The sequence below is a fragment of the Streptomyces sp. NPDC019937 genome (assembly GCF_040631655.1).
In the GTDB taxonomy this organism is placed as follows: domain Bacteria; phylum Actinomycetota; class Actinomycetes; order Streptomycetales; family Streptomycetaceae; genus Streptomyces.
This window is the reverse complement of sequence record NZ_JBEYAL010000022.1, coordinates 67,742-86,002: the sequence shown is the minus strand read 5'-3', so window position 1 is coordinate 86,002 and position 18,261 is coordinate 67,742. Positions and strand designations below refer to the sequence as shown.

Genomic DNA, 18,261 nt, shown 5'->3' with positions numbered 1-18,261 from the left:
ATGTGACCGAGCGCCCGCCGCTTCCGCCGTTCACCCGGGAAACCGCGATCCAGAAGGTCCGTCAGGCGGAGGACGCCTGGAATTCCCGCGACCCCGAAAGGGTGGCCCTGGCCTACTCCGTCGACTCCCGCTGGCGGAACCGTACGGAATTCCCGCACGGCCGTCCGGATATCGTCGACTTTCTGACCCGAAAGTGGGCGAAAGAGCTGGAATACCGGCTCATCAAGGAGCTGTGGGTCCACGAGGGCCATCGCATCGCGGTGCGTTTCGCCTACGAATGCCATGACGCGTCCGGGAACTGGTTCCGCTCCTTCGGCAACGAGAACTGGGAGTTCGGCGCCGACGGGCTGATGACGCGGCGCCACGCGTCCATCAACGACCTGGCCATCACGGAGGCGGACCGTAAGTTCCACTGGCCGCTCGGGCGCCGCCCCGACGACCACCCGGGTCTGAGCGAGCTGGGGTTGTGACCCGCCCGATGACATAAATAATGTGCCAAGCGGACGATCGGAAGAAGGTGACGGTGTGACGGCGCAAGCGGGCGGGACGGCTGAGACGGCCAAGGACCGGTATCCGCGTCCGGTGGTGTCGGCCGCGGAGGCGGAGTGGATCTGGCGGCTGCTGTCGGTGCAGGCCCTGGAGAGTGGCGCGAAGCCGGAGACGGTGCGGCTCGCGGTGATCGTGGGCCTGGCCCGGGCCAGCGGCGCCCGCTACGGCGGCCTGCTGCGCTGCACCATGTCCTCGCTCGACCTGGACGCGGGATGGGTGACCATCGAACACGGCAAGCACCGGATCCCCCGGCGGCATGGTCTGGACGCGGGGACGATCCTGGTCCTGCGCCGCTGGCTGCTGGTGCGCGAGGAGCTGTGCACCGAACTGGAGGGATCCGTCCCGGACGCGCTGCTGCTCACGGTGCACCACACCCATGACAACGGGGTGACCGTCGCCGCCGGGCTCCCCATCACCCGGCAGGGGCTGGTGCTCTCGTGGCGCCGCTTCGTCCACCGTACGAACGCCCGGTACGCCGCGCGCCGTCCGCCGCTGCCGACCCGCTTCGAACAGGTCCGCCGGGTCTGGGACACCTGACGCCGGTGGGGGCGGGGCCGCCGTGGCCCCGCCCCCACCGGCCCGTTCACGCCGCGGGAGCCCCGCCCCGGGCCGCCGCCGTGACCGCGAAGCGCGCCTGCGCCGTCGCGCCGTTCACGGTCACCGTGAGGGTCGCCGTACCCGGGCGCAGCGCGGTGAGCTTCCCGGTCGCCGGGTCGAACGCGGCGACATAGCGGGCCGGGTGACGGGCGTGGGTCACGTCGCCGACGTAGAGGTGCGGCGAGCCGGTCCAGTCCGCGCTGAGCGGCCAGCCGACCGGCACCGTGCGGGCACCGGCGCCCTCGCCCTGGATCACCGACGCCGTGACGTCCGCGTCCTGCCCGGTGCGCACCTCGGCCGGGGCGGTGACCGTCAGCCCGTCCACATGGGCCCGGGTCTGCACCGACACCCAGTCGGGCCCGCCCCGCCACGGGGCGTGGCGCGCCGCCGCCCGCTGCCGGGGCGGGACGGGATCGACGCCCACCATCGACCAGCCGGTGAAGCCGCCCCGCGCGGCCGGAGCAGCCGGGTTCTTGCCCGCGTTGCCGTTGATCAGATACGGAACGCCGTCCACCCGCGAGGCGTGGAAGGCGCCCACGTGGCTGCCGATGAACGCCGCGCCCTTGCCCGTCGTGCGGCGGAAGTCGGCCAGCCAGTTCTCCAGCAGCGCGGCCTCCTTGCGGTCGCTGAGCTGGCTGCCCTGCTGCGGGGTGGGATCACGCGGCGGGACGTGCTCGATCACCATGACCGAGCCGATGGCGGGATCGGCGGCGGCCGCGTCCAGCCGCTCGCGCAACTCCTTGATCTGGTCGAAGCCGCCGCCCCGGAGCCGCAGGCTCGATGTGTCGAGGGTGATGAACCGGGTGCCCCGGTGGTCGAACACGCGGTGTGCGGGACCGAATTCGGCCGTGAAGTCACCGATCGAGCCGCCCATCACCTCGTGGTTGCCCGGCACGTAGGTCCAGGGCAGGTCATCGCCCAGCTCCTCGGTGAGCACCCGGTGGGCGAAGGCGAGATCGGCGGGGGACCCCTCGTCGACCAAGTCGCCGTTGACGACGAGGAAGTCGGGCTTCGCCGCCTTGATCTCCCGCAGGGTGCGGCGGGCCTGGGCCACGATCGGGCTGTCCGGGGCGCGGGCCACGAACTGGGCGTCCGACATCACCGCGAACCGCCAGTCCCGGCCCCCGGTGCGCGCGGCCGTGGTGATGAGCGGGTCGGGGCGTACGTCCTCCTTCGGCAGGTCGACGGCGGGCGGCACCCGCGCGGTGAGGTCGTCGAGGGTGACACCGCCCGTGTACTGGCGGCCGGCGGCCGTCTCCGCGAGGTAGAAGCGGCTCACCTTCAGCGGATACGCCATCCCGGTCGGAACCGCGAAGTCGACATGTCGCCAGCCGGTCCAGGTGATGTACGGGCCGCGCAGCAACTGGTCCGAGCCCGCCGCGTCCTTCAGGTGGAGCGTCGGCCACGCCCCCTTGCCGTCGCCCTTGATCCACAGGCCGAACGACTGCGGCTGACCGTCCACCGCGATCGGCTCCGGCGGGGTGACATAGGCGGCGCGGGTGGCGGTGGACCGGCTGAAGTCGTAGGTCAGCTCCAGCCCGGTGCCGCTGTGGCCGTCGGGCGTGGCCTGCGCCGAACCGGAGGCGCGGGCCTGGCTGAACGTCCACCGCCCGGCGTCGTCGAAGGACGCCTCCGGCTGGTCGGTGAGGCCCACGGTGACGGCGAGCACGGTGGCGGCGCCGCCGACCGCGACCTTGACCTGGCCCGCGGCCCGGTCGCCGCGGGCCTTGACGGTGAAGTTCCCGGTCGCCGGGTCCGGGGCGATGTCGAACAGCGCGTGGTCGTAACTCAGCCGGACGTCGGACGGCTCGATGGGCGCGCTGGTGCCGTGCGCGTCCAGGCCGACGATCCCGAAGCGGCCGGTGGCCCCGGCGCCGGCGAGCCCGATCAGCCGGGTGGTGGGCCGGATCCGGTCCAGCTCGTCCAGCACGCTCAGCCGGAGCGAGCCACGGGCGGCCCCGCGCCGGGCGACGACCGCCGTGTCGCCGCCGTGGCGCGCGGTGAACGTGCCGTCGGCGCCGACCCGTCCGACCCGGGGGTCGGCCGTCTGCCAGTGCGGCGCGCCCTCGGCCGGGCCGTACGTCTCGTCGTAGCCCGCGGCGGTGAGACGGCGGGTCAGCCCCGGGAACACCCGCTCCGGGTGGCCGCCCCGGACCGGATCGACGGTGGGCGCGTCGGCCGCGCCGGTCGCCGTCTCCACCCAGAAGCCCCGGAGCCGGCCGCTGCCGTCGGGGGCTGTGAAGGCGAGCCCGTTGGGCACGGGCCGCTCGCTGCCGTCGGACGGGCTGTTCTCCACCTGGCCCGTGTCGCTGCCGGGTTCGCGCGCCAGAAGCGTGGACGAGCCGCCGCCGTCGAGGTTGAGCGCGCTGTAGGAGCCCGCGTCCTTCATCATCCGGCCCAGCTCGGTCAGGGTGACCCCGCCGCTGTCCGCCTGCCGCCCGTCCACGGTGAGGACCTGCATCGTCCGCCCGTCCCGGGAGAAGCCGACGGCGGTGCGCGGCGCCGCGGTGTTGTTGCCCTCGCCCTCGTGGCCGACCGGCGCGCCGTCCACGACGAGGAGTTCACGGCCGCTGACCGCCGTGCGCGGGGTGTCGCCGCTGTCGGTACGGGGCCGGTACTCCCACGACACCGCGTCCCCGACCGCCAGCCGGCCGAGGGCGTCCGCCCCGGCGTCGCGGCCGACCAGCACGGTGGCCCCCTCCGGGATCGCTCCCTTGCCGGGCGCCGTGGCCGCCGTGGTGACCTTGCCGTCCGCGACCGTGACCTCGGCGGTGCGCCGCGCCCCGTCCACGGTCTGCGCCCGGTCCGCCTCGCCCCACTGGGCGTTGTACGCGCCGATGCCGCCCGCCGGTACGTTGGCGGCGTTGATCGCCGCGAGCGGACGCCGGCCGTCCGGGAGGGTCAGCGTGCCGTCGAAGTACAGCTGGAGGATGCGCCCCGCGGCGTCCGGACCGATGCCGACCGCGTTGCCGGAGCCGGAGGCGGCGGAGTTGACGATCCGGCCGTCGCCGATGCCCGTGCCCTCGGGGGCGCCGGTCTGGTTGATGTCGAAGAAGTCGCCGTTGATCGCGGCGACCGTGCGGCGCCCCGGCCCGGCGTCGTGTTCCTGGGCCAGTCGGGAGACGGGCTTGCGCAGGGCGACCTTGTCCGGGTGCAGATAGTCGACCTTCGTGCCGCCGGTGAGGTCCACCGACAGCGCGTCGGCGCGCAGCCACTTGTCCGACTCCAGCCGGTCGTACGAGGTCAGCCGCACCCCCGGGGCCACCGGCCGCGACGAGCCGGCGGTCCGGATGCCGTCGCCGTCGGCGATCGACCGCGCGCCGGGAGCGGGGTTGACGGCGGCCGGCGGGGCGACCGGCCGCAGCATCTCCGACGAGGAGCGGGGGAGGGGTTCGGGCGCCGGGGCCGGGGTGCCGTCGGCGGCGGCCTGGTCTACGGCACCCAGCACGAGGGCACAGGCGGCGGCCAGCGCCGCCACGGGTCTGGTGAACGCGACAGGGGACATGGCAACTCCATGGGGCCATGGGACGCGCGTGGTTCCCACGCACAGCGCCCCAGCATCGCCATGGAGGTGACGGCGCGCCAGAAGGCGTGGGCGACATCATGGAGAACAAACGCCGTTCGGCCGCCGCCGATGGGGGCGCGTCAGGGCAGGGGCACCCCGTCCACGTACACCCACGCGCCCCCTTCCCGGGTGAAGCGGCTGTTCTCGTGCTGCTCGCCCGTGCGCCCACCGTCCACGTAGTGCGCGCGGAACTCCACCGTGCCCGTCGAATGGAACGCGCTGCCGTCCGTCGTCCCGAGGATCTCCAGCCGCACCCACCGCGGCCCCGGGTCGAGTTCGAGCCGGGGCGGCCGGGTCGTCGAGTGCCAGCTGCGGAGCAGGTACGCCTCGTCCCCCACCGCGAAGGCGCTGTACCGGGAGCGCATCAGCTGCTCCGCCGTGGCCGCCCGGGCCTCCCCCCGGTGGAGGCGGCCGCAGCAGTCGGCGTACGGCGCGGGCAGTCCGCAGGGGCAGGTCACGGGGGCGGTACGGCGCGTGCGTCGGGACATGGACCCATTGTGACGTCCTCGGCGACACCCTCGGCGACGGCCCGGGCTCAGGCGGCGGACATCCGCAGGGGTTCGACGCGCTTGATGACCAGGCCGTAGGTGAGGGCGCCGACCACGCACAGCGCGCCGGACAGCATCAGCGGGGCGACGAACGAGTGGTTGAAGAAGCCCAGCAGCAGTCCGGTGGTGGTCGAGCCGAGCACACCGGCCAGGTTGGACGCGAAGTTCTGGATGCCGCCGAGCGAGGCCACATGGCGCGGGGTGGGCGCGACGTCGGCGGGCAGGCTGGCCACCGAGGCGGCGGAGAAGGCGAGGCTCGCGTAGCTGACGGACAGCAGCACCAGGGCCCACATGGCGCTCGGGACGAGCACGGCGAAGGCGATGACGGAGGAGAAGAGCATTCCGCACACCAGGCAGGTCTTACGGGCCCGGGTCACCGACCAGCCGCGGCGCAGCAGGGTGTCGCTGGTCCAGCCGCCGAGCAGACTGCCGCCGATGGCGACGACGCCGGGCAGGGCGCCGTAGAAGCCGAGCTTCAGCAGGTCGAAGCCGCGGGCGTCGACGAGGTAGCTGGGGAACCAGGTGATGAAGAAGTAGATCACGTAGTTGAGGCAGAAGAAGCCGATCATCATGCCCCAGACCGTGCGGTACCGGAACAGGTCGCGCCAGCGCACCGCGGGCTCTTCCGGCGCCGCGTCCTCGGGCTTGTCGGCGGTGTCCTCGGCAAAGGCCTCTTCCAGCCGGGCGCCGCCCGCCGCGACGTAGGCGCGCTCCTCGGCGCTGATCCCGCCGGCCGCCGAGGGCTCCCGGTACGCCTTCAGCCACAGCGCGACCCACAGCAGGGCGATCGCGCCGGTGACCCAGAACGCCATCCGCCAGCCCTGCCAGGCGATCAGCGCGGTCACCACCGGGGCGGCGACCGCGGTACCGGCCCGGGCGCCGTTGTCCCAGACGCTGTTGGCCAGCGCCCGTTCGCGGACCGGGAACCAGCGGGAGACGGACTTGGCGCACGAGGGATACGCCGGTGCCTCGCCCGCGCCGAGCGCCAGCCGCGCGAACAGCAGGCTGCCGATGCCCCGGACGAACCCGGTGGCGATGGTGACCACCGACCAGATCAGCCCGCCGATCGCGAACATCTTCTTCTCGCCGTACCGGTCGATCAGCGCACCGGCGGGCAGCTGGCCCAGCGCGTAGGTCACGAAGAACATGCTGAGGATGACGCCCTGCCACTCGGGGCCGATGTGCAGGTCATCGGTCATGTAGGGCAGGGAGATGGAGATGGTGGCGCGGTCGACGTAGTTGACGGTCATGCCGAGGAAGCAGAGGAAGACCATCAGCCAGCGGGTGTTGTGCCGCAGGCCGCGCGGGCGCGGTGGCGCGGCGGCGGCCTCGCCCTGGGGTGGTGGGCCGGTGGGGGCGGTGGCGGCTTTGGGGGTCTTCAAGGCGGCTCTCCTTCGAAGGTCCTCGGTGGGAGGGTGCGTGAGGTCAGCGCGTCCGGGCGCCGGAGGGCAGCTCCGCCGCCACGGAGGCGACCAGGGAGGTGTCGTCCGCCAGGTCCCCGGCGCCCAGCAGGCTCAGCAGACGGCGCAGGGCGTCGCGCGGGGGCCGGGCGTCCCAGGCCCGGCGCAGCGCTTCGGCCTCGGGGTCGTCCAGGGGGTGGTCGCGGGTGACGCGGGCCCAGGCGGCGAGGGCCGCCACCAGTTCCGGGGTGTCCCGTCCGGCGGCGCGCAGCTCGCGCAGCGGGGCCAGCCACCGTTCGGGGATCTTGCGAGATCCGTCCATGGCGATCTGCCGGATCCGGTGGTGCATGGCGGGGTTGGCGAAGCGGACGACGAGGCTGTCGATGTATCCGGCCAGGTCCAGGCCCTCGGCCGGCGGCAGGCTCTGCGCCGCCTCCGCGCAGTAGGCGCGCACGGCCGCCTCGCCCCAGGGCGTGGCGAGGACGTCCGCCACGGTCTCACAGCCCTCGGCGAGGCCGCGGTAGGCCAGAGCCGAGTGCGCGCCGTTGAGCAGCCGGAGCTTCGCGGACTGGTACGGGGCCACATCGGCGACGAACCGGGCGCCCGCCTCCTCCCAGCGCGGGCGGTCGGTGGCGAAGATGTCCTGGAGCACCCACTGGGTGAACGGTTCGCCGGTCACCGCGCCCTCGTCCGCCACGCCGAGCGCACGGGCCGCGGTCTCGCGGTCGGCGTCGGTGGTGGCGGGCACGATGCGGTCGACGACGGTGGCGGGGAAGGCCACCGAGCCGGTCATCCAGTCCAGGAGGCGATCGCGCTCGTCCCACGCGCTCGCCGCCACGAAGTCCCGTACCAGCCGCCGCAGGACCGCGCCATTGCCCGCCATGTTGTCGCAGGACACCACCGACAGCGGCGCACCGCTCGCCCGCAGCCGGGCGCGCAGCCCCGCGGCGAGCTGCCCGACGACGGTCGCGGGGGCGGCGCCTTCGAGGTCGGCCCGTACGAGCGGGTCCTCCAGCGCCAGACCGCCGCCGGCCGGGTCGCGCCGGTAGCCCTTCTCGGTCACGGTGAGGGTCACCACGGTGACGTCCGCCGAGGCCAGGAGCCCGGTCAGCCGGGCGCTGTCGTCGGCGGCGTGCAGCACCTCGGTCACCGCGCCGACCACGCCGGTGGCCGGGCCCTCGGGCCGCCGCTCGGTGAACGAGTACAGCCCGTCCTGCGGGCGCAGCGCGTCCACCACCGCGCGGCTGCGCTGGGTGACCCCGGCGATGCCCCATCCGCCGCCGTGCGCCGCCTCGGCGGTCTGGGTGGCGAGCGCCTGGTGGGCGCGGTGGAAGGCGCCGATGCCCAGGTGCACGATCCGCGGGCGCAGCGCGCGCGGATCGACCGGCGGGCGCAGGCCCGCCGGCACGGTGGGCAGGGTGGCCAGGGACAGCCGCTGTGTCGCGCTCACCAGTCGTGCACCGACCCGTCGGTACGGCGGCTCACCGGCAGGTACTTCGGGTCGTACGGGAAGCGGGCGGCGGCCTCCTCGTCCAGCTCGATGCCGAGGCCGGGCGCCTCGGAGGGGTGCAGCGCGCCGTCGCGCAGCTCGTACGTCGGCCGGAACACCTCATGGGTGAGCGGGTCGTGCGCCATGTACTCCTGGATGCCGAAGTTGGGCACGGTGACGTCCAGATGGACGGCGGCGGCCATGCTCACCGGCGACAGGTCGGTGGCGCCGTGCGAACCGGTGCGCACCTGGTACAGCTCGGCGAGGTGGAAGATCCGCCGCAGATGGGTGATGCCACCGGCGTGTACGACCGAGGCGCGGATGTAGTCGATGAGCCGTTCGGTGATGAGCTGCTGGCAGTCCCAGATGGAGTTGAACACCTCGCCGACCGCGATCGGGGTGGTCGTCGACCGGCGGATCTGCCGGAAGGAGTCCTGGAGTTCGGCGGGGGTGGGGTCCTCCATCCAGAACAGCCGCAGATCCTCCACGCTGCGGCCGAGCCGCCCCGCCTCGGTGGGGCTGAGCCGGTGGTGGACGTCGTGCAGCAGGTGGAAGCCGAAGCCGAACCGCTCGCGGACCGCCTCCAGATAGCGCGGCGCGAAGTCCAGATACGCCTCGGTCGACCACGGCTGCTCCTCGGGGAGGGCGCCGGTGGCGGGCTCGTAGACCGTGGCGACCGTGCCGTGGCGGATGCCGTAGGTCCCGGGTGAACCGGGGACGGCGGCCTGGGCGCGGATCGCGCGGTAGCCCATCTCCTGGAACTGGGCGACGTCGTCCAGCAGCTCGGGGATGTCGCCGCCGCTGGCGTGGCCGTAGACCATGGCCCCGTCGCGGGCCTTGCCGCCCAGCAGGTCGTACACCGGCATCCCGGCGACCTTGCCCTTGATGTCCCACAGCGCGGTGTCGACCGCCGAGATCGCGGTCATGGTCACCGGGCCGCGGCGCCAGTACGCCCCCTTGTAGAGGTACTGCCACATGTCCTCGATGCGGGCGGGGTCGCGGCCGATCAGCAGCGGTACGAGATGGTCCTCCAGGTAGGAGGCGACCGCCAGCTCGCGGCCGTTCAGTGTCGCGTCGCCGAGACCGGTCACACCGTCGGACGTGGTCACCTTCAGGGTCACGAAGTTGCGACCGGGAGAGGTGACGATGACCGTCGCCTCCGTGATCGTGGCCATGCGGCTGCTCCTCACTGCGCCGGCTCCGGGGTGGAGCCCGGGCTGCTGGTCGGCTACCATACAAGTACGTCAGCGAGTTCGGTCAAGGGTTCGGAAGGGGTCGGATGGGATCGGCGGAGGGACTGCACGCGGCACGCTCCCGGGGGCGCAACACCCGGCAGCTCGTCCACGAGGTGCTGCGCGCGCGCATCGTCGGCCTGGAGCTGGCCCCCGGCTCGGCCGTATCGGAGAACGACCTCGCGGCCGAGCTCGGCGTCAGCCGCACCCCGGTCCGCGAGAGCCTGATCCTCCTCGCCGACGAGGGGCTGGTCGACATCTATCCGCAGATGGGGACGTTCGTCTCGCGCATCCGCGAGCGCGATGTGGCATCCGCCCAGTTCATCCGGGAGGCACTGGAGCGCGCGGCGCTGCGCGACGCCGTCGGCCGGGTCACCGCGCGCGATGTGGCGGAGCTGCGGGTGCTGCTCATCGCGCAGGAGGAAGCCGACGCGCGGTCCGACATGGCGGGCTTCTTCCAGCTGGACGAGCAGTTCCACCAGCGGCTGATGGCGGTGAGCGGACACGGCTCGGCGTGGCCGGTGGTCAGCCAGGCCAAGGCCCAGCTGGACCGGGCCCGCCGCCTCTCGCTGCCCATGACCCAGCAGATGTCGCTGCTCATCGGCCAGCACCGGGAGGTGGTCGACCTGCTGGAGGAAGGCGATCTGGAGCGGGCCGACGGGGCGCTGCGCTCGCATCTGCGGCTGGTCTTCAGCGATGTGGAGAAGATCCGCGCCAAGCACCCGGAGCTGTTCAGCGATCAGGACGCCCCGCTCAAGCCGCGCCGCGACAGCGCCCGGCGCGCCGCCGCCCGCGGGGACTGAGCACATGACAGCGGGGCGGGCCCGTGGTGGACCCGCCCCGTGACCTGCCCGTATCAGCGCTTGGTCTTGATCCTCATGAACGTGACCGAGTCCGCCGGGAAGGTGTACGTGAAGGTGTTCGCCACCCCGTCCAGCTTCGACCGGACCGGTGTGACCGGCTGCTCGGAAGCGGTGTTGACCGCGTCCGGCGCGCCCTGGAGCGTGGTCAGCCGCGCCGTCCGCGCCACCTTCTCCCCGCCCAGGTCGATACGGGTGCGGGCGGCCGTGCTCTGCGCGTTGACGACCTTGACGATCAGCTCACCGGTGGCCTTGTCCCGCGTCACCACCTGGCGGAACGGCTCGGCCACCTTGTCGTCGGTGAAGCCGCCCCACTTCTTGCCGTCCAGGTACAGCGTCACCTGACGGCCGCGCACCTCGACGCGGGCATCGTAGGCGCGCCCGGTCTCGATCTTCGTGCCGTCCTCGACCATCGTCTGCTTGGCGCCGCCGACAGCCTTCTCCACGGCGGAGCGGGTGTTGCCCCAGCCGCCGAGGTTCCACCAGTAGTAGTTGCCGGTGTCCTTGACCCCGAACGCGATGAGGAAGCCTTCCTTGCCGGACCTCTTCGTCGCCTTCACCCGCAGGTCGTAGTCGCGCCACGTCTTGTCGCCCGCCGTGACCATGGGGTTCTCGGCGGCGGTGTCGGACTGGACGTACGCGCCGTCCCGGACCGTCCACGAGCCGGTGCCGGTGGCCTTGGCCCACTGCCCGTCATCGCCCGAGAAGTCGTCGCTGAGCAGCGTCGAGCCGTCCGCGGCGGTCACCTTGACGTCGTCGTACGCCGCGCTCGTGGCCCAGGTCGACAGGCCGACCGCGCCGCTGATCGGCTCGCTCGGGGCGGGGGTGGCGGACGCCTTGCTCGGCACCACCTCGTCCCCGACGTTGTTCATGAACAGCTTCTGCGTCTCGTAGCTGGTCGAGCCCCAGGAGGAGGAGTTGTCGAACCAGATCATGTCGGGCCGCCACTGCACCGCGTTCTCGTTCGCCAGCAGCGGCGCGTACGACGCCAGCTTGACCACGTCGGCGTTGCGCTCCAGGCCCGTCATGTACGCCGCTTCGGTGAGCGAGTTGTACCACTTGTTGTCCTGCGAGGCGTACTCACCGAGGAACACCTTCGGGCCCGAGCGGTCGTAGGAGTCGTAGCGCTGGTTGTTCTCCAGGAACCACTGCGGGCTGTTGTAGTAGTGCTCGTCGACCATGTCGACGCCCGCAGCCCGGTTCAGCGCCCAGGCGCGGTCGAAGGTCTGCCCGCTGTCGTCGGGACCCGCGTTGCTGATCACCGTGATGCCGGGGTACTCGGCCTCGATGGCCTTGCGGAACTCGGTGAACCGCGCGAAGAACTCGTCCGGCAGGTTCTCCTCGTTCCCCACCTCCAGGTGGGTCAGGCCGAACGGCTTCGGGTGGCCCATCTTCGCCCGCAGCTTGCCCCACGTCGAGGTCACCGGACCGTTGGCGAACTCGATGAGGTCCAGGGTGTCCTGGATGTGGCGCTTCAGCAGCGCCGGGTCGTCGGTGGCCTTGTTCTGGCCGCAGCCGGTGACCAGCGCGGGCACCACCGGCAGCGCCATCGCGCCGATGTCCTCGGCGAACTGGAAGTACTCGTAGTAGCCGATGCCGTAGGACTGGTTGTAGCCCCAGAAGTTGGCGTTGACGGCGCGCTGCTCGACCGGGCCGACGGTGTCCTTCCACTGGTAGGACCGCTTGCGCGGCCAGTTGGGCGCCTCGTACGCCTCGTGGCTGCCGGTGTTCACCAGGCAGCCGCCCGGGAAGCGCAGGAAGCCCGGCTTCAGCGCGGCGATCTTCTGCGCGAGGTCCTTGCGCATGCCGTTCGGGCGGTGCTTGTAGGTGTCGCGGGGGAAGAGCGAGACCATGTCGAGGCGGAGCGTGCCGCCGCCGCCCGCGGCCACCGTGAGCCGTCCGGCGGTGCTGGAGGCGGTGGCGGTGAGGGTCCCGGTGTACTTGGCCCAGCGGTCGCCGCGCACGGTCGTGCGCAGCGGACGCGCCAGCGTGGCGCTGCCGGAGCCGTCGCCGAGGCCGATGGTCAGCGGTGTGCCGGATGCCTGGTCGGTGCGCGCCCACACCGAGAAGTCGTAGGTCTCGCCCGCCTTGACGGCCATCCCGGTGGTGTAGCCGGAGTTGGTCACCCCGTACCGGGCCGCCGATCCGCCGCCGTCGAGCGACAGCCGCAGATAGCGCCGGTTGCGCTCGTTCAGCCGGCCGTCGTCGTCCACGACCTCGGCCTTCCCGGTCGCGCCGCCGGTCGCGGTCTCGGTCCACGCGGTCATGGGCCGGTACGAGGCGTGGTCGGCGGGGTCGTACTCGAAGGACCGGTTCTGGACCAGCTCGGCGTACAGACCGCCGTCGGCCGCGCGGTTGATGTCCTCGTAGAACACCCCGTACATCGAGTCGTCGATCGCCGGGCCCTTGGCGGCCGGGTCGACGGAGAGCGTGTAGTCGGTGGTGTCCGCCGCCGGGTGCGCGGGAGCGCCGGTGGCGGCTGTGGGGACGGCGGTGACGGTAGCGGCGAGCAGGGCGCCGATGGTGAGGCCGAGTCTCCGGCGTGTGCGGGGCATGCGTCTCCCGTTCCGAATCATGTCGTTCGAAATCCCGTACGTCGCTCAGAACTTCGAACGAAAGATATGGGGGAGGGAGGGGCGCGTCAACGCCATGGACAGCCCCTCAGCTCTGCCGCGCCTCCGACGGCTCCCGTGCCGCCAGCCGCCCGCGCTGCGGAACGACGGTGTACTTCGGATCCTCGGCCAACCGCATGCCGGCGTGGAACACACCGAAAGCGTGCACGCCGAGGCCGCCGGCAGGGCCCTGCCGCTGAGGACCGCGGCGGTACGGCTGCGGCGGCCCAGCAGCGCCCCGCCCAGCGCGCCCGCCGCGCCGAGCGCCTTCGCGGTGCGCAGGAGACGGCCCGCCGTCCCCTCGCGATATGTCTCGGCCACGACCCCGAGCCGCCGTTCCAGCGCCCGCACGGCCCCGGCCTCCAGCGCCGTACCGAACAGCGCGGCGCTGCGCGCCGGGGCGTTCTCCGCGCAGCCACGAACCGACGCTCATCGGCGACGTCGGCTCGAACACCCGCAGCATGTTGGCGAAGCGCTCGGGGCGTCCGAGGTCGTGGACCAGGGCCGCGGCGGACCCCGTGATGGACACCATTGACGAGACCTTCAGCGCCCGGGCCATGCGGGGGGCGGCCGGTCAGCCCGGCGCCGCCCGCGAGCACCGACCCGGCGCCCGCCAGACCGCCCAGGAAGAAGGACCCGGCAATGTCCCGGGCCTGCCAGGTGGGCGGATTGAGGACCGGCTTGCCGTAGTACGAGGTGAACTCGGCCTCCGGCACCATCAGCTGCTCGCCCCGGCGCCCCTTGCGCCCCTTGCGCTCGCCCATCAGCGCTTCCTCCCGTTTCCGGCCGTGCGCCGCGAACACCGCGGCCATTCCGCCGAGCAGGGTCAGCGCCACGGCCCCGGCGTGCCGCCACACCGGGGGGCAGATCGCGGGTGGTGACGACCGGGTCCGGCGGCAGCCCGTACACCTCCGGCTCGTCCAGCAGCAGGGAGAACGCGCCGTCGCCACCCACCCCGTCCTGCGGGTCGTGGCCGTACAGCCGGGCGTCGGACACGCCCGCCCCGTGCAGGTCCTCCCGCTCGGTGACCAGCACAGCTCGGCGGCCAGCTCGGGGGAGACCTCGCAGAACAACTCCGGCTGCAGCTCGGCGAGGTACGGGGTCCAGCGCGTCATGCCGCCCGCCGCGAGGTGGCGCCGCCGAGGCTGGCCAGCCCCGGGGTGCGTTTGACGCGGATGCCGTCCTGCTCCCACTGCCAGGTTTCGCGGCGGGTGCGGATGACCCGCTCGGTGACCATGTCCAGCGCGGTGTCCAGGTCCAGCGGCTCCCAATCCGTGCCGTACGGACGGCGGTAGAGCACTTGGTGGCGGCGGGACTCACCGGTGGTCAGCTGGAGGGTGGCCGACCCCTGGGGGCACAACCGGCCGCGGCTGATGGGCGAGTCGGGGTCGCCCTCGATCTGCACCACCCGGTCGTCCTTGACGTACACGTTCTGGGCGCAGCCCACCGCGCAGTAGGGGCACACCGACTTCACCACCCGGTCCGCGGTGGCGGTGCGGGGCCGCAGCTCACGGGTGGTGGCCGAGGCGGCGGCGGCTCCGCGGCCGAGCGGATCGGTTCCGGTCAGCTGCCGGTAGACGGGTCACTCCTGGACCCAGGTACGCACGCCCATCGCCTGTCCTTCCCACCGCCCGGGCCCCCTGGCATGGCCGGGTACGGCGCATGGGTTCCCGTCGCGACGGGTTCACACCCCGCCTGGCGCCGGATGCGTCCGCTCCGCGACCCGAAGGTGGGAGAGAAGATCATCGGCCGCCGGGTAGGGGCGCTCCTCGGGAAGAAGCCCGGCCGCCGTGTCGAGGTGACCCGCCCGCACGAGGGCGTGGACCTCGCGGGCCAGCGGCGTGACATCGGTGATGGACACCGTCCACTCGTCCGCGTACCGGCGGGCCGCCTCGCCCGCCAGGCCGAGCTGGAGGGAGCGGTACGGCAGCGGCCGCAGGTGGAGGTCGCGTTCCGGGTCCCACTGGACCCGGGTGGGGGACCGGTGCAGCCGGCGCTTCCAGGCCGCCTGGTCGGGGTGGAGACCGCGTACGTAATGGGAGAGGCACGCGTTGCGCAGCGCCCAGGCGAAGCCCTCGTGAGTGATCTCGACGGCCAGGACCGTTTCCTGGCCCTCCTTCAGACCCCAGCCGCAGCGGTACATCATCCACAGGAACGACGGTTTGATCCAGGTCATCCGGTCCCGCTTCCAGGCGGCGGGGAACCGGCCGTCGCGGGCCGCGGGCAGGCCGATGTGCGGGCCGTACGCCTGGTAGACGGTGACCGTGGTCGAGGTGTGCTGTGCGCGGATCTCGTGGGACGGGTGTTCCATGACCAGCAAGCGTGTCGGGGCGGACGGTGTCCGGCCACCGAATTTCCAGGCGGGCGTGCGTGGCCGGCCGACGGCGGCCGCACCGCCCTACGGCCCGTCAGCGACTGTGTACGGTGAGCCCCATGTCCGACGCGTCGCGCCACCCCGAGCCGTCCCGCCCCCCGGTTCCGCGCCCGGCCGTCGTCGGGGTGGACGCCTGCCGCTCCGGCTGGGTCGCGGTGACCCTGCGCGGTGGCGCGTTCGCCGGTGCCGAGACGGCCGGCGGGCTGAGCGATCTGCTGGCCCGGGTGGGGGACGTGGCCGTGGTCGCGGTCGACATGCCGCTGGGGCTGCCGCGGTCCGGGCGGCGCCGTGCGGAGGAGCTGGCGGCCGAGCGGCTGGGGGCGCACCGCTCGCGGGTCTTCCCGGTGCCGCCGCGGGAGGTCTGGGAGCAGCCCGGCTACGACGCGGCGAACGCCTGCTGCCGCCGGCTGACCGGCGCCGGGCTGAGCCGCCAGTCGTGGGGGCTGGCGGCGAAGCTGCGCGAGGCCAACGCCTGCCGGGACGGTGGCGACCACCGGCTCCACGAGGTCCATCCCGAGGTCTCCTTCGCTGCCATGCGGGACGGCGAGCCGGTCGGCTGGAGCAAGAAGGGCTGGAACGGCCAGGCCGTACGCCGCCGTCTGCTCGAAGGCCAGGGCATCGTCCTGCCCGACGACCTCGGCCCGGCCGGGCGGGTGCCGTCCGACGACGTGCTGGACGCCGCGGCGGCCGCCTGGAGCGCACACCGCGTCGCGCTCGGCACGGCCATGAGCCTGCCCGCCCCGCCCGAGGTGTCCGACACGGGGCTCCCCATCGCCATCTGGTACTGACCACGCCCTTCGGTGAAAGACGGCGGGAGGCCGCCCGAGCCGTGCCTCGGGCGGCCTCCCTTTCCCCCACCCCCGGAAATGGTCCTCAGGCGCCGATGCCGTACGGGCGCAGATGGTCGAGCGGGTCGACGTCCGACCCGTAGCGCGAGGTGGTGCGCACCTCGAAGTGCAGATGCGGACCGGTGGTGTTGCCGGTGTTGCCGGACCGGGCGATCCGGCGGCCCGCCTCGACGGCCTGCCCGCTGCGCACCGTCAGCGCCGACAGATGCCCGTACTGGGTGTACAGCCCCTCGGCGTGGCGGATGATCACCTGGTAGCCGAAGGCACCGGCCCAGCCCGCGGCCACCACGGTGCCCGGGGCGACCGTGTGCACCGGGGTCCCGACGGGTACCGCGTAGTCCACGCCGGTGTGGTGGCCGCTCGCCCAGCGCGGGCCGCGCACCCCGTACGCCGCGGTGATCGGGCCGCTGACCGGCGCCGCGAGCCGAGGGGCCGCGGACGTCCGCGCGGCGGACTGCCGGGCAGTGTGGCGGGAGGCGGCGGCCGCGCGCTGGGAGGCGGCCCGGTGGGCCTTGCCCGAGGCCAGGGTGAGCCGCTGCCCCGGGTGGATCAGGTCCGGATTGGCGCCGATGGTCCGGCGGTTGGCGTGGTACAGCGCCTTCCAGCCGCCGCTGACGGAACCGCGGGTCGCGATGCGGGACAACGTGTCGCCGCTGCGCACCGTGTACGAGCCGGACCCGGACCCGGCCGCCCGCCGGGGGCTGTGTTTACCGGATGGCTTGACCATGCGCTTCGGGTGGTGCTTGACGGGTGGCTTGGCGCTGCGCGCGGCGCCGCGGTTCGCCGCCTCGGCGGCGGGCGGACCGGACCGGGACAGCCGGCCACGCACCGAGCAGACCGGCCAGGCGCCCGGGCCCTGGGCGCGGAGCACCGCCTCGGCGACCGCGATCTGCTGGCCCCTGGTGGCGAGGTCGGCCCGCTGGGCGTACCGGGTGCCGCCGTACGCGGCCCAGGTGTGCTGCGAGAACTGCAGCCCGCCGTAGTAGCCGTTGCCCGTGTTGATGCGCCAGTTGCCGCCGCTCTCGCATGCGGCGACCTTGTCCCAGCTGCCGACCGGAGCCGCCTGGGCGGCACCGGTGTTGAGGAACGGCAGGACGATGCCGACGCTGCCCGCGGTCAGGACCGCGCACAGCGGGGAGACCCGGCTGGGCGATGCGGGGCGGCGGTGACTTCCTCGTACGGCCATGAGGCTGGTTCCTCTCCACAACGGCTCTCGACGTCGCCCCCGGAGGTCCCGGCGGGCTGTACGAGTACCGCAGCCGGGGGCGGCCGGTCACAAGGCGCGGGGGTGGTCACGGGCCGCCGCGCGCTCCCGGGATCCGCCCCCTGGTCGGGTGACGCTCCATCAGCTGTGCGAGGCAAGGCGCGTGGAGGACCGGGGGGCGCACGGACAGGTCCGGGGCTGACGGGACGGCCGGGGGCACGCGGCCCGAGATCACTTTCCGCCGCCTGCCGCGTGCGGACCCGCGGCGGCGGGAAATGATTCGTCGGGCGGCCCCGATGAGGCGTCGCTTTTCCGGCGGATTGGTTTCCTGTTGGACCAACGGCCGATCATCTTCGCGGGGGCGGCCGAATTCCGCGCCGGGGAGCGGCGGTTCGGCCCGGACCGGTCCATGGGCGGTCCAATGCGGGGGAGTGCGGCCGTTGGGCGTGCCGGGCGGATCTTGTGGTGCGGTAATGCGGCTGCCGCCGGGCCAAGATCGGTTGCTTGGCAGTACGGGGGACCGGGTGGGGAACAGCGCGTACGGCCCGGGCCCATCACCGGGCCCGGCGAAAGCAGCGAAGGGCGGGAGAAGGGATATGGAGGCAGGGCCGATGAAGCCGATGAAGCCGATGAAGAGGGGAGGGCGGCAATACGGGCGGAGAACGGCGGTCGCGGCGTGCCGGGGGCCAGGCCCCCGCTGTCGGGGTGCGGGGACGGCCTCGGGGGAGGGGGCCCGTGGACATCGGCCTCGGCGTCGTCCTGGGAGCCGGCTCGGACATCGGCCGGGCCCCCGCGGCCCGTCCGGCCGGGCACGCGGGGGCCCATCGGCGCGGGATACGGTACGCGGCGGCCGGAGAACCCCCGGCCGTAACGGCTCAGTCACTCACCCGGCTTTGCCCCAGCTGGTTCCGGCTCCGGACAACCCGACGCTTCACAAGCGGACTTGACGTGCCCTTTGCCGAATCTCCCGCCGCTCATCGCCT

General features: G+C 73.2%; 12 protein-coding genes and 3 pseudogenes. 4 read left to right on the top strand and 11 right to left on the bottom strand.

The features are described 5' to 3' along the window. Positions 1–2 precede the first annotated feature (2 nt). Complete coding sequence (locus tag ABZ562_RS22620; protein ID WP_361482556.1) at positions 3–470, top strand: nuclear transport factor 2 family protein; 468 nt, start codon at positions 3–5, stop codon at positions 468–470. A gap of 55 nt (positions 471–525) precedes the next feature. Next, entirely contained in the window at positions 526–1,086 is a 561-nt protein-coding gene (locus tag ABZ562_RS22615; RefSeq protein WP_361482553.1) for a tyrosine-type recombinase/integrase, read from the top strand. Between the two features lie 46 nt (positions 1,087–1,132). Here the strand turns inward: ABZ562_RS22615 and ABZ562_RS22610 are convergent, their stop codons facing one another. From ABZ562_RS22610 to manD, 5 genes are all read right to left on the bottom strand, one after another. After that, positions 1,133–4,651: a phosphodiester glycosidase family protein gene (locus ABZ562_RS22610; RefSeq protein ID WP_361482550.1), complete on the bottom strand. Its 3,519-nt coding sequence runs from the start codon at positions 4,649–4,651 to the stop codon at positions 1,133–1,135. 140 nt (positions 4,652–4,791) lie between these two features. After that, entirely contained in the window at positions 4,792–5,199 is a 408-nt protein-coding gene (locus ABZ562_RS22605; protein ID WP_361482547.1) for a YchJ family metal-binding protein, read from the bottom strand. A 47-nt stretch (positions 5,200–5,246) separates the two neighbouring features. Beyond that, complete coding sequence (locus tag ABZ562_RS22600; protein WP_361482544.1) at positions 5,247–6,641, bottom strand: MFS transporter; 1,395 nt, start codon at positions 6,639–6,641, stop codon at positions 5,247–5,249. Positions 6,642–6,684: 43 nt separating this feature from the next. Continuing rightward, on the bottom strand, positions 6,685–8,109 hold the full coding sequence (locus ABZ562_RS22595) for a mannitol dehydrogenase family protein (protein WP_361482541.1): 1,425 nt from the start codon (positions 8,107–8,109) through the stop codon (positions 6,685–6,687). Further along, a complete protein-coding gene (gene manD / locus ABZ562_RS22590; RefSeq protein ID WP_361482538.1) occupies positions 8,106–9,323 on the bottom strand; it encodes a D-mannonate dehydratase ManD in 1,218 nt (405 codons plus the stop codon). Before manD ends, ABZ562_RS22595 begins: the two co-directional genes overlap by 4 nt. A gap of 104 nt (positions 9,324–9,427) precedes the next feature. Between manD and ABZ562_RS22585 the strand changes: the two genes are divergently transcribed. Then, positions 9,428–10,183 (top strand): GntR family transcriptional regulator, encoded by a 756-nt coding sequence (locus tag ABZ562_RS22585; RefSeq protein ID WP_361482535.1) that lies wholly within the window; start codon positions 9,428–9,430, stop codon positions 10,181–10,183. A 53-nt stretch (positions 10,184–10,236) separates the two neighbouring features. On the opposite strand, the gene ABZ562_RS22580 is transcribed toward ABZ562_RS22585, so the two are convergent. From ABZ562_RS22580 to ABZ562_RS22560, 5 genes and pseudogenes are all read right to left on the bottom strand, one after another. Next, positions 10,237–12,795: an alpha-L-arabinofuranosidase C-terminal domain-containing protein gene (locus tag ABZ562_RS22580; protein ID WP_361482532.1), complete on the bottom strand. Its 2,559-nt coding sequence runs from the start codon at positions 12,793–12,795 to the stop codon at positions 10,237–10,239. Positions 12,796–12,901: 106 nt separating this feature from the next. Next, a pseudogene (nrfD, locus tag ABZ562_RS22575) lies at positions 12,902–13,707 on the bottom strand (NrfD/PsrC family molybdoenzyme membrane anchor subunit). Further along, positions 13,668–13,863, bottom strand: a pseudogene (locus tag ABZ562_RS22570) (4Fe-4S ferredoxin); the annotation flags it as partial. The pseudogenes ABZ562_RS22570 and nrfD, both read right to left, overlap by 40 nt. 118 nt (positions 13,864–13,981) lie before the next feature. Next, positions 13,982–14,419: pseudogene (locus ABZ562_RS22565) on the bottom strand (formate dehydrogenase); the annotation flags it as partial. 117 nt (positions 14,420–14,536) lie between these two features. Next, entirely contained in the window at positions 14,537–15,163 is a 627-nt protein-coding gene (locus ABZ562_RS22560; RefSeq protein WP_361482529.1) for a DUF4291 domain-containing protein, read from the bottom strand. 122 nt (positions 15,164–15,285) lie between these two features. Here ABZ562_RS22560 and ABZ562_RS22555 point away from each other — a divergent pair, with 122 nt between their 5' ends. Then, entirely contained in the window at positions 15,286–16,014 is a 729-nt protein-coding gene (locus tag ABZ562_RS22555; RefSeq protein ID WP_361482526.1) for a DUF429 domain-containing protein, read from the top strand. 85 nt (positions 16,015–16,099) lie between these two features. Here ABZ562_RS22555 and ABZ562_RS22550 read toward each other — a convergent pair whose 3' ends face one another. Continuing rightward, positions 16,100–17,260, bottom strand: coding sequence for a transglycosylase family protein (locus tag ABZ562_RS22550; RefSeq protein ID WP_361482523.1), 1,161 nt, complete (start codon positions 17,258–17,260; stop codon positions 16,100–16,102). Between the last annotated feature and the right edge of the window lie 1,001 nt (positions 17,261–18,261).

Bases quoted from the DNA above. Each gene is read 5' to 3' on its own strand.
- ABZ562_RS22550 (WP_361482523.1), bottom strand. From the start codon at position 17,260: ATGGCCGTACGAGGAAGTCACCGCCGCCCCGCATCGCCCAGCCGGGTC.
- ABZ562_RS22610 (WP_361482550.1), bottom strand. From the start codon at position 4,651: ATGTCCCCTGTCGCGTTCACCAGACCCGTGGCGGCGCTGGCCGCCGCC.
- manD (WP_361482538.1), bottom strand. From the start codon at position 9,323: ATGGCCACGATCACGGAGGCGACGGTCATCGTCACCTCTCCCGGTCGC.
- ABZ562_RS22585 (WP_361482535.1), top strand. From the start codon at position 9,428: ATGGGATCGGCGGAGGGACTGCACGCGGCACGCTCCCGGGGGCGCAAC.
- ABZ562_RS22560 (WP_361482529.1), bottom strand. From the start codon at position 15,163: ATGGAACACCCGTCCCACGAGATCCGCGCACAGCACACCTCGACCACG.
- ABZ562_RS22605 (WP_361482547.1), bottom strand. From the start codon at position 5,199: ATGTCCCGACGCACGCGCCGTACCGCCCCCGTGACCTGCCCCTGCGGA.
- ABZ562_RS22555 (WP_361482526.1), top strand. From the start codon at position 15,286: ATGTCCGACGCGTCGCGCCACCCCGAGCCGTCCCGCCCCCCGGTTCCG.
- ABZ562_RS22580 (WP_361482532.1), bottom strand. From the start codon at position 12,795: ATGCCCCGCACACGCCGGAGACTCGGCCTCACCATCGGCGCCCTGCTC.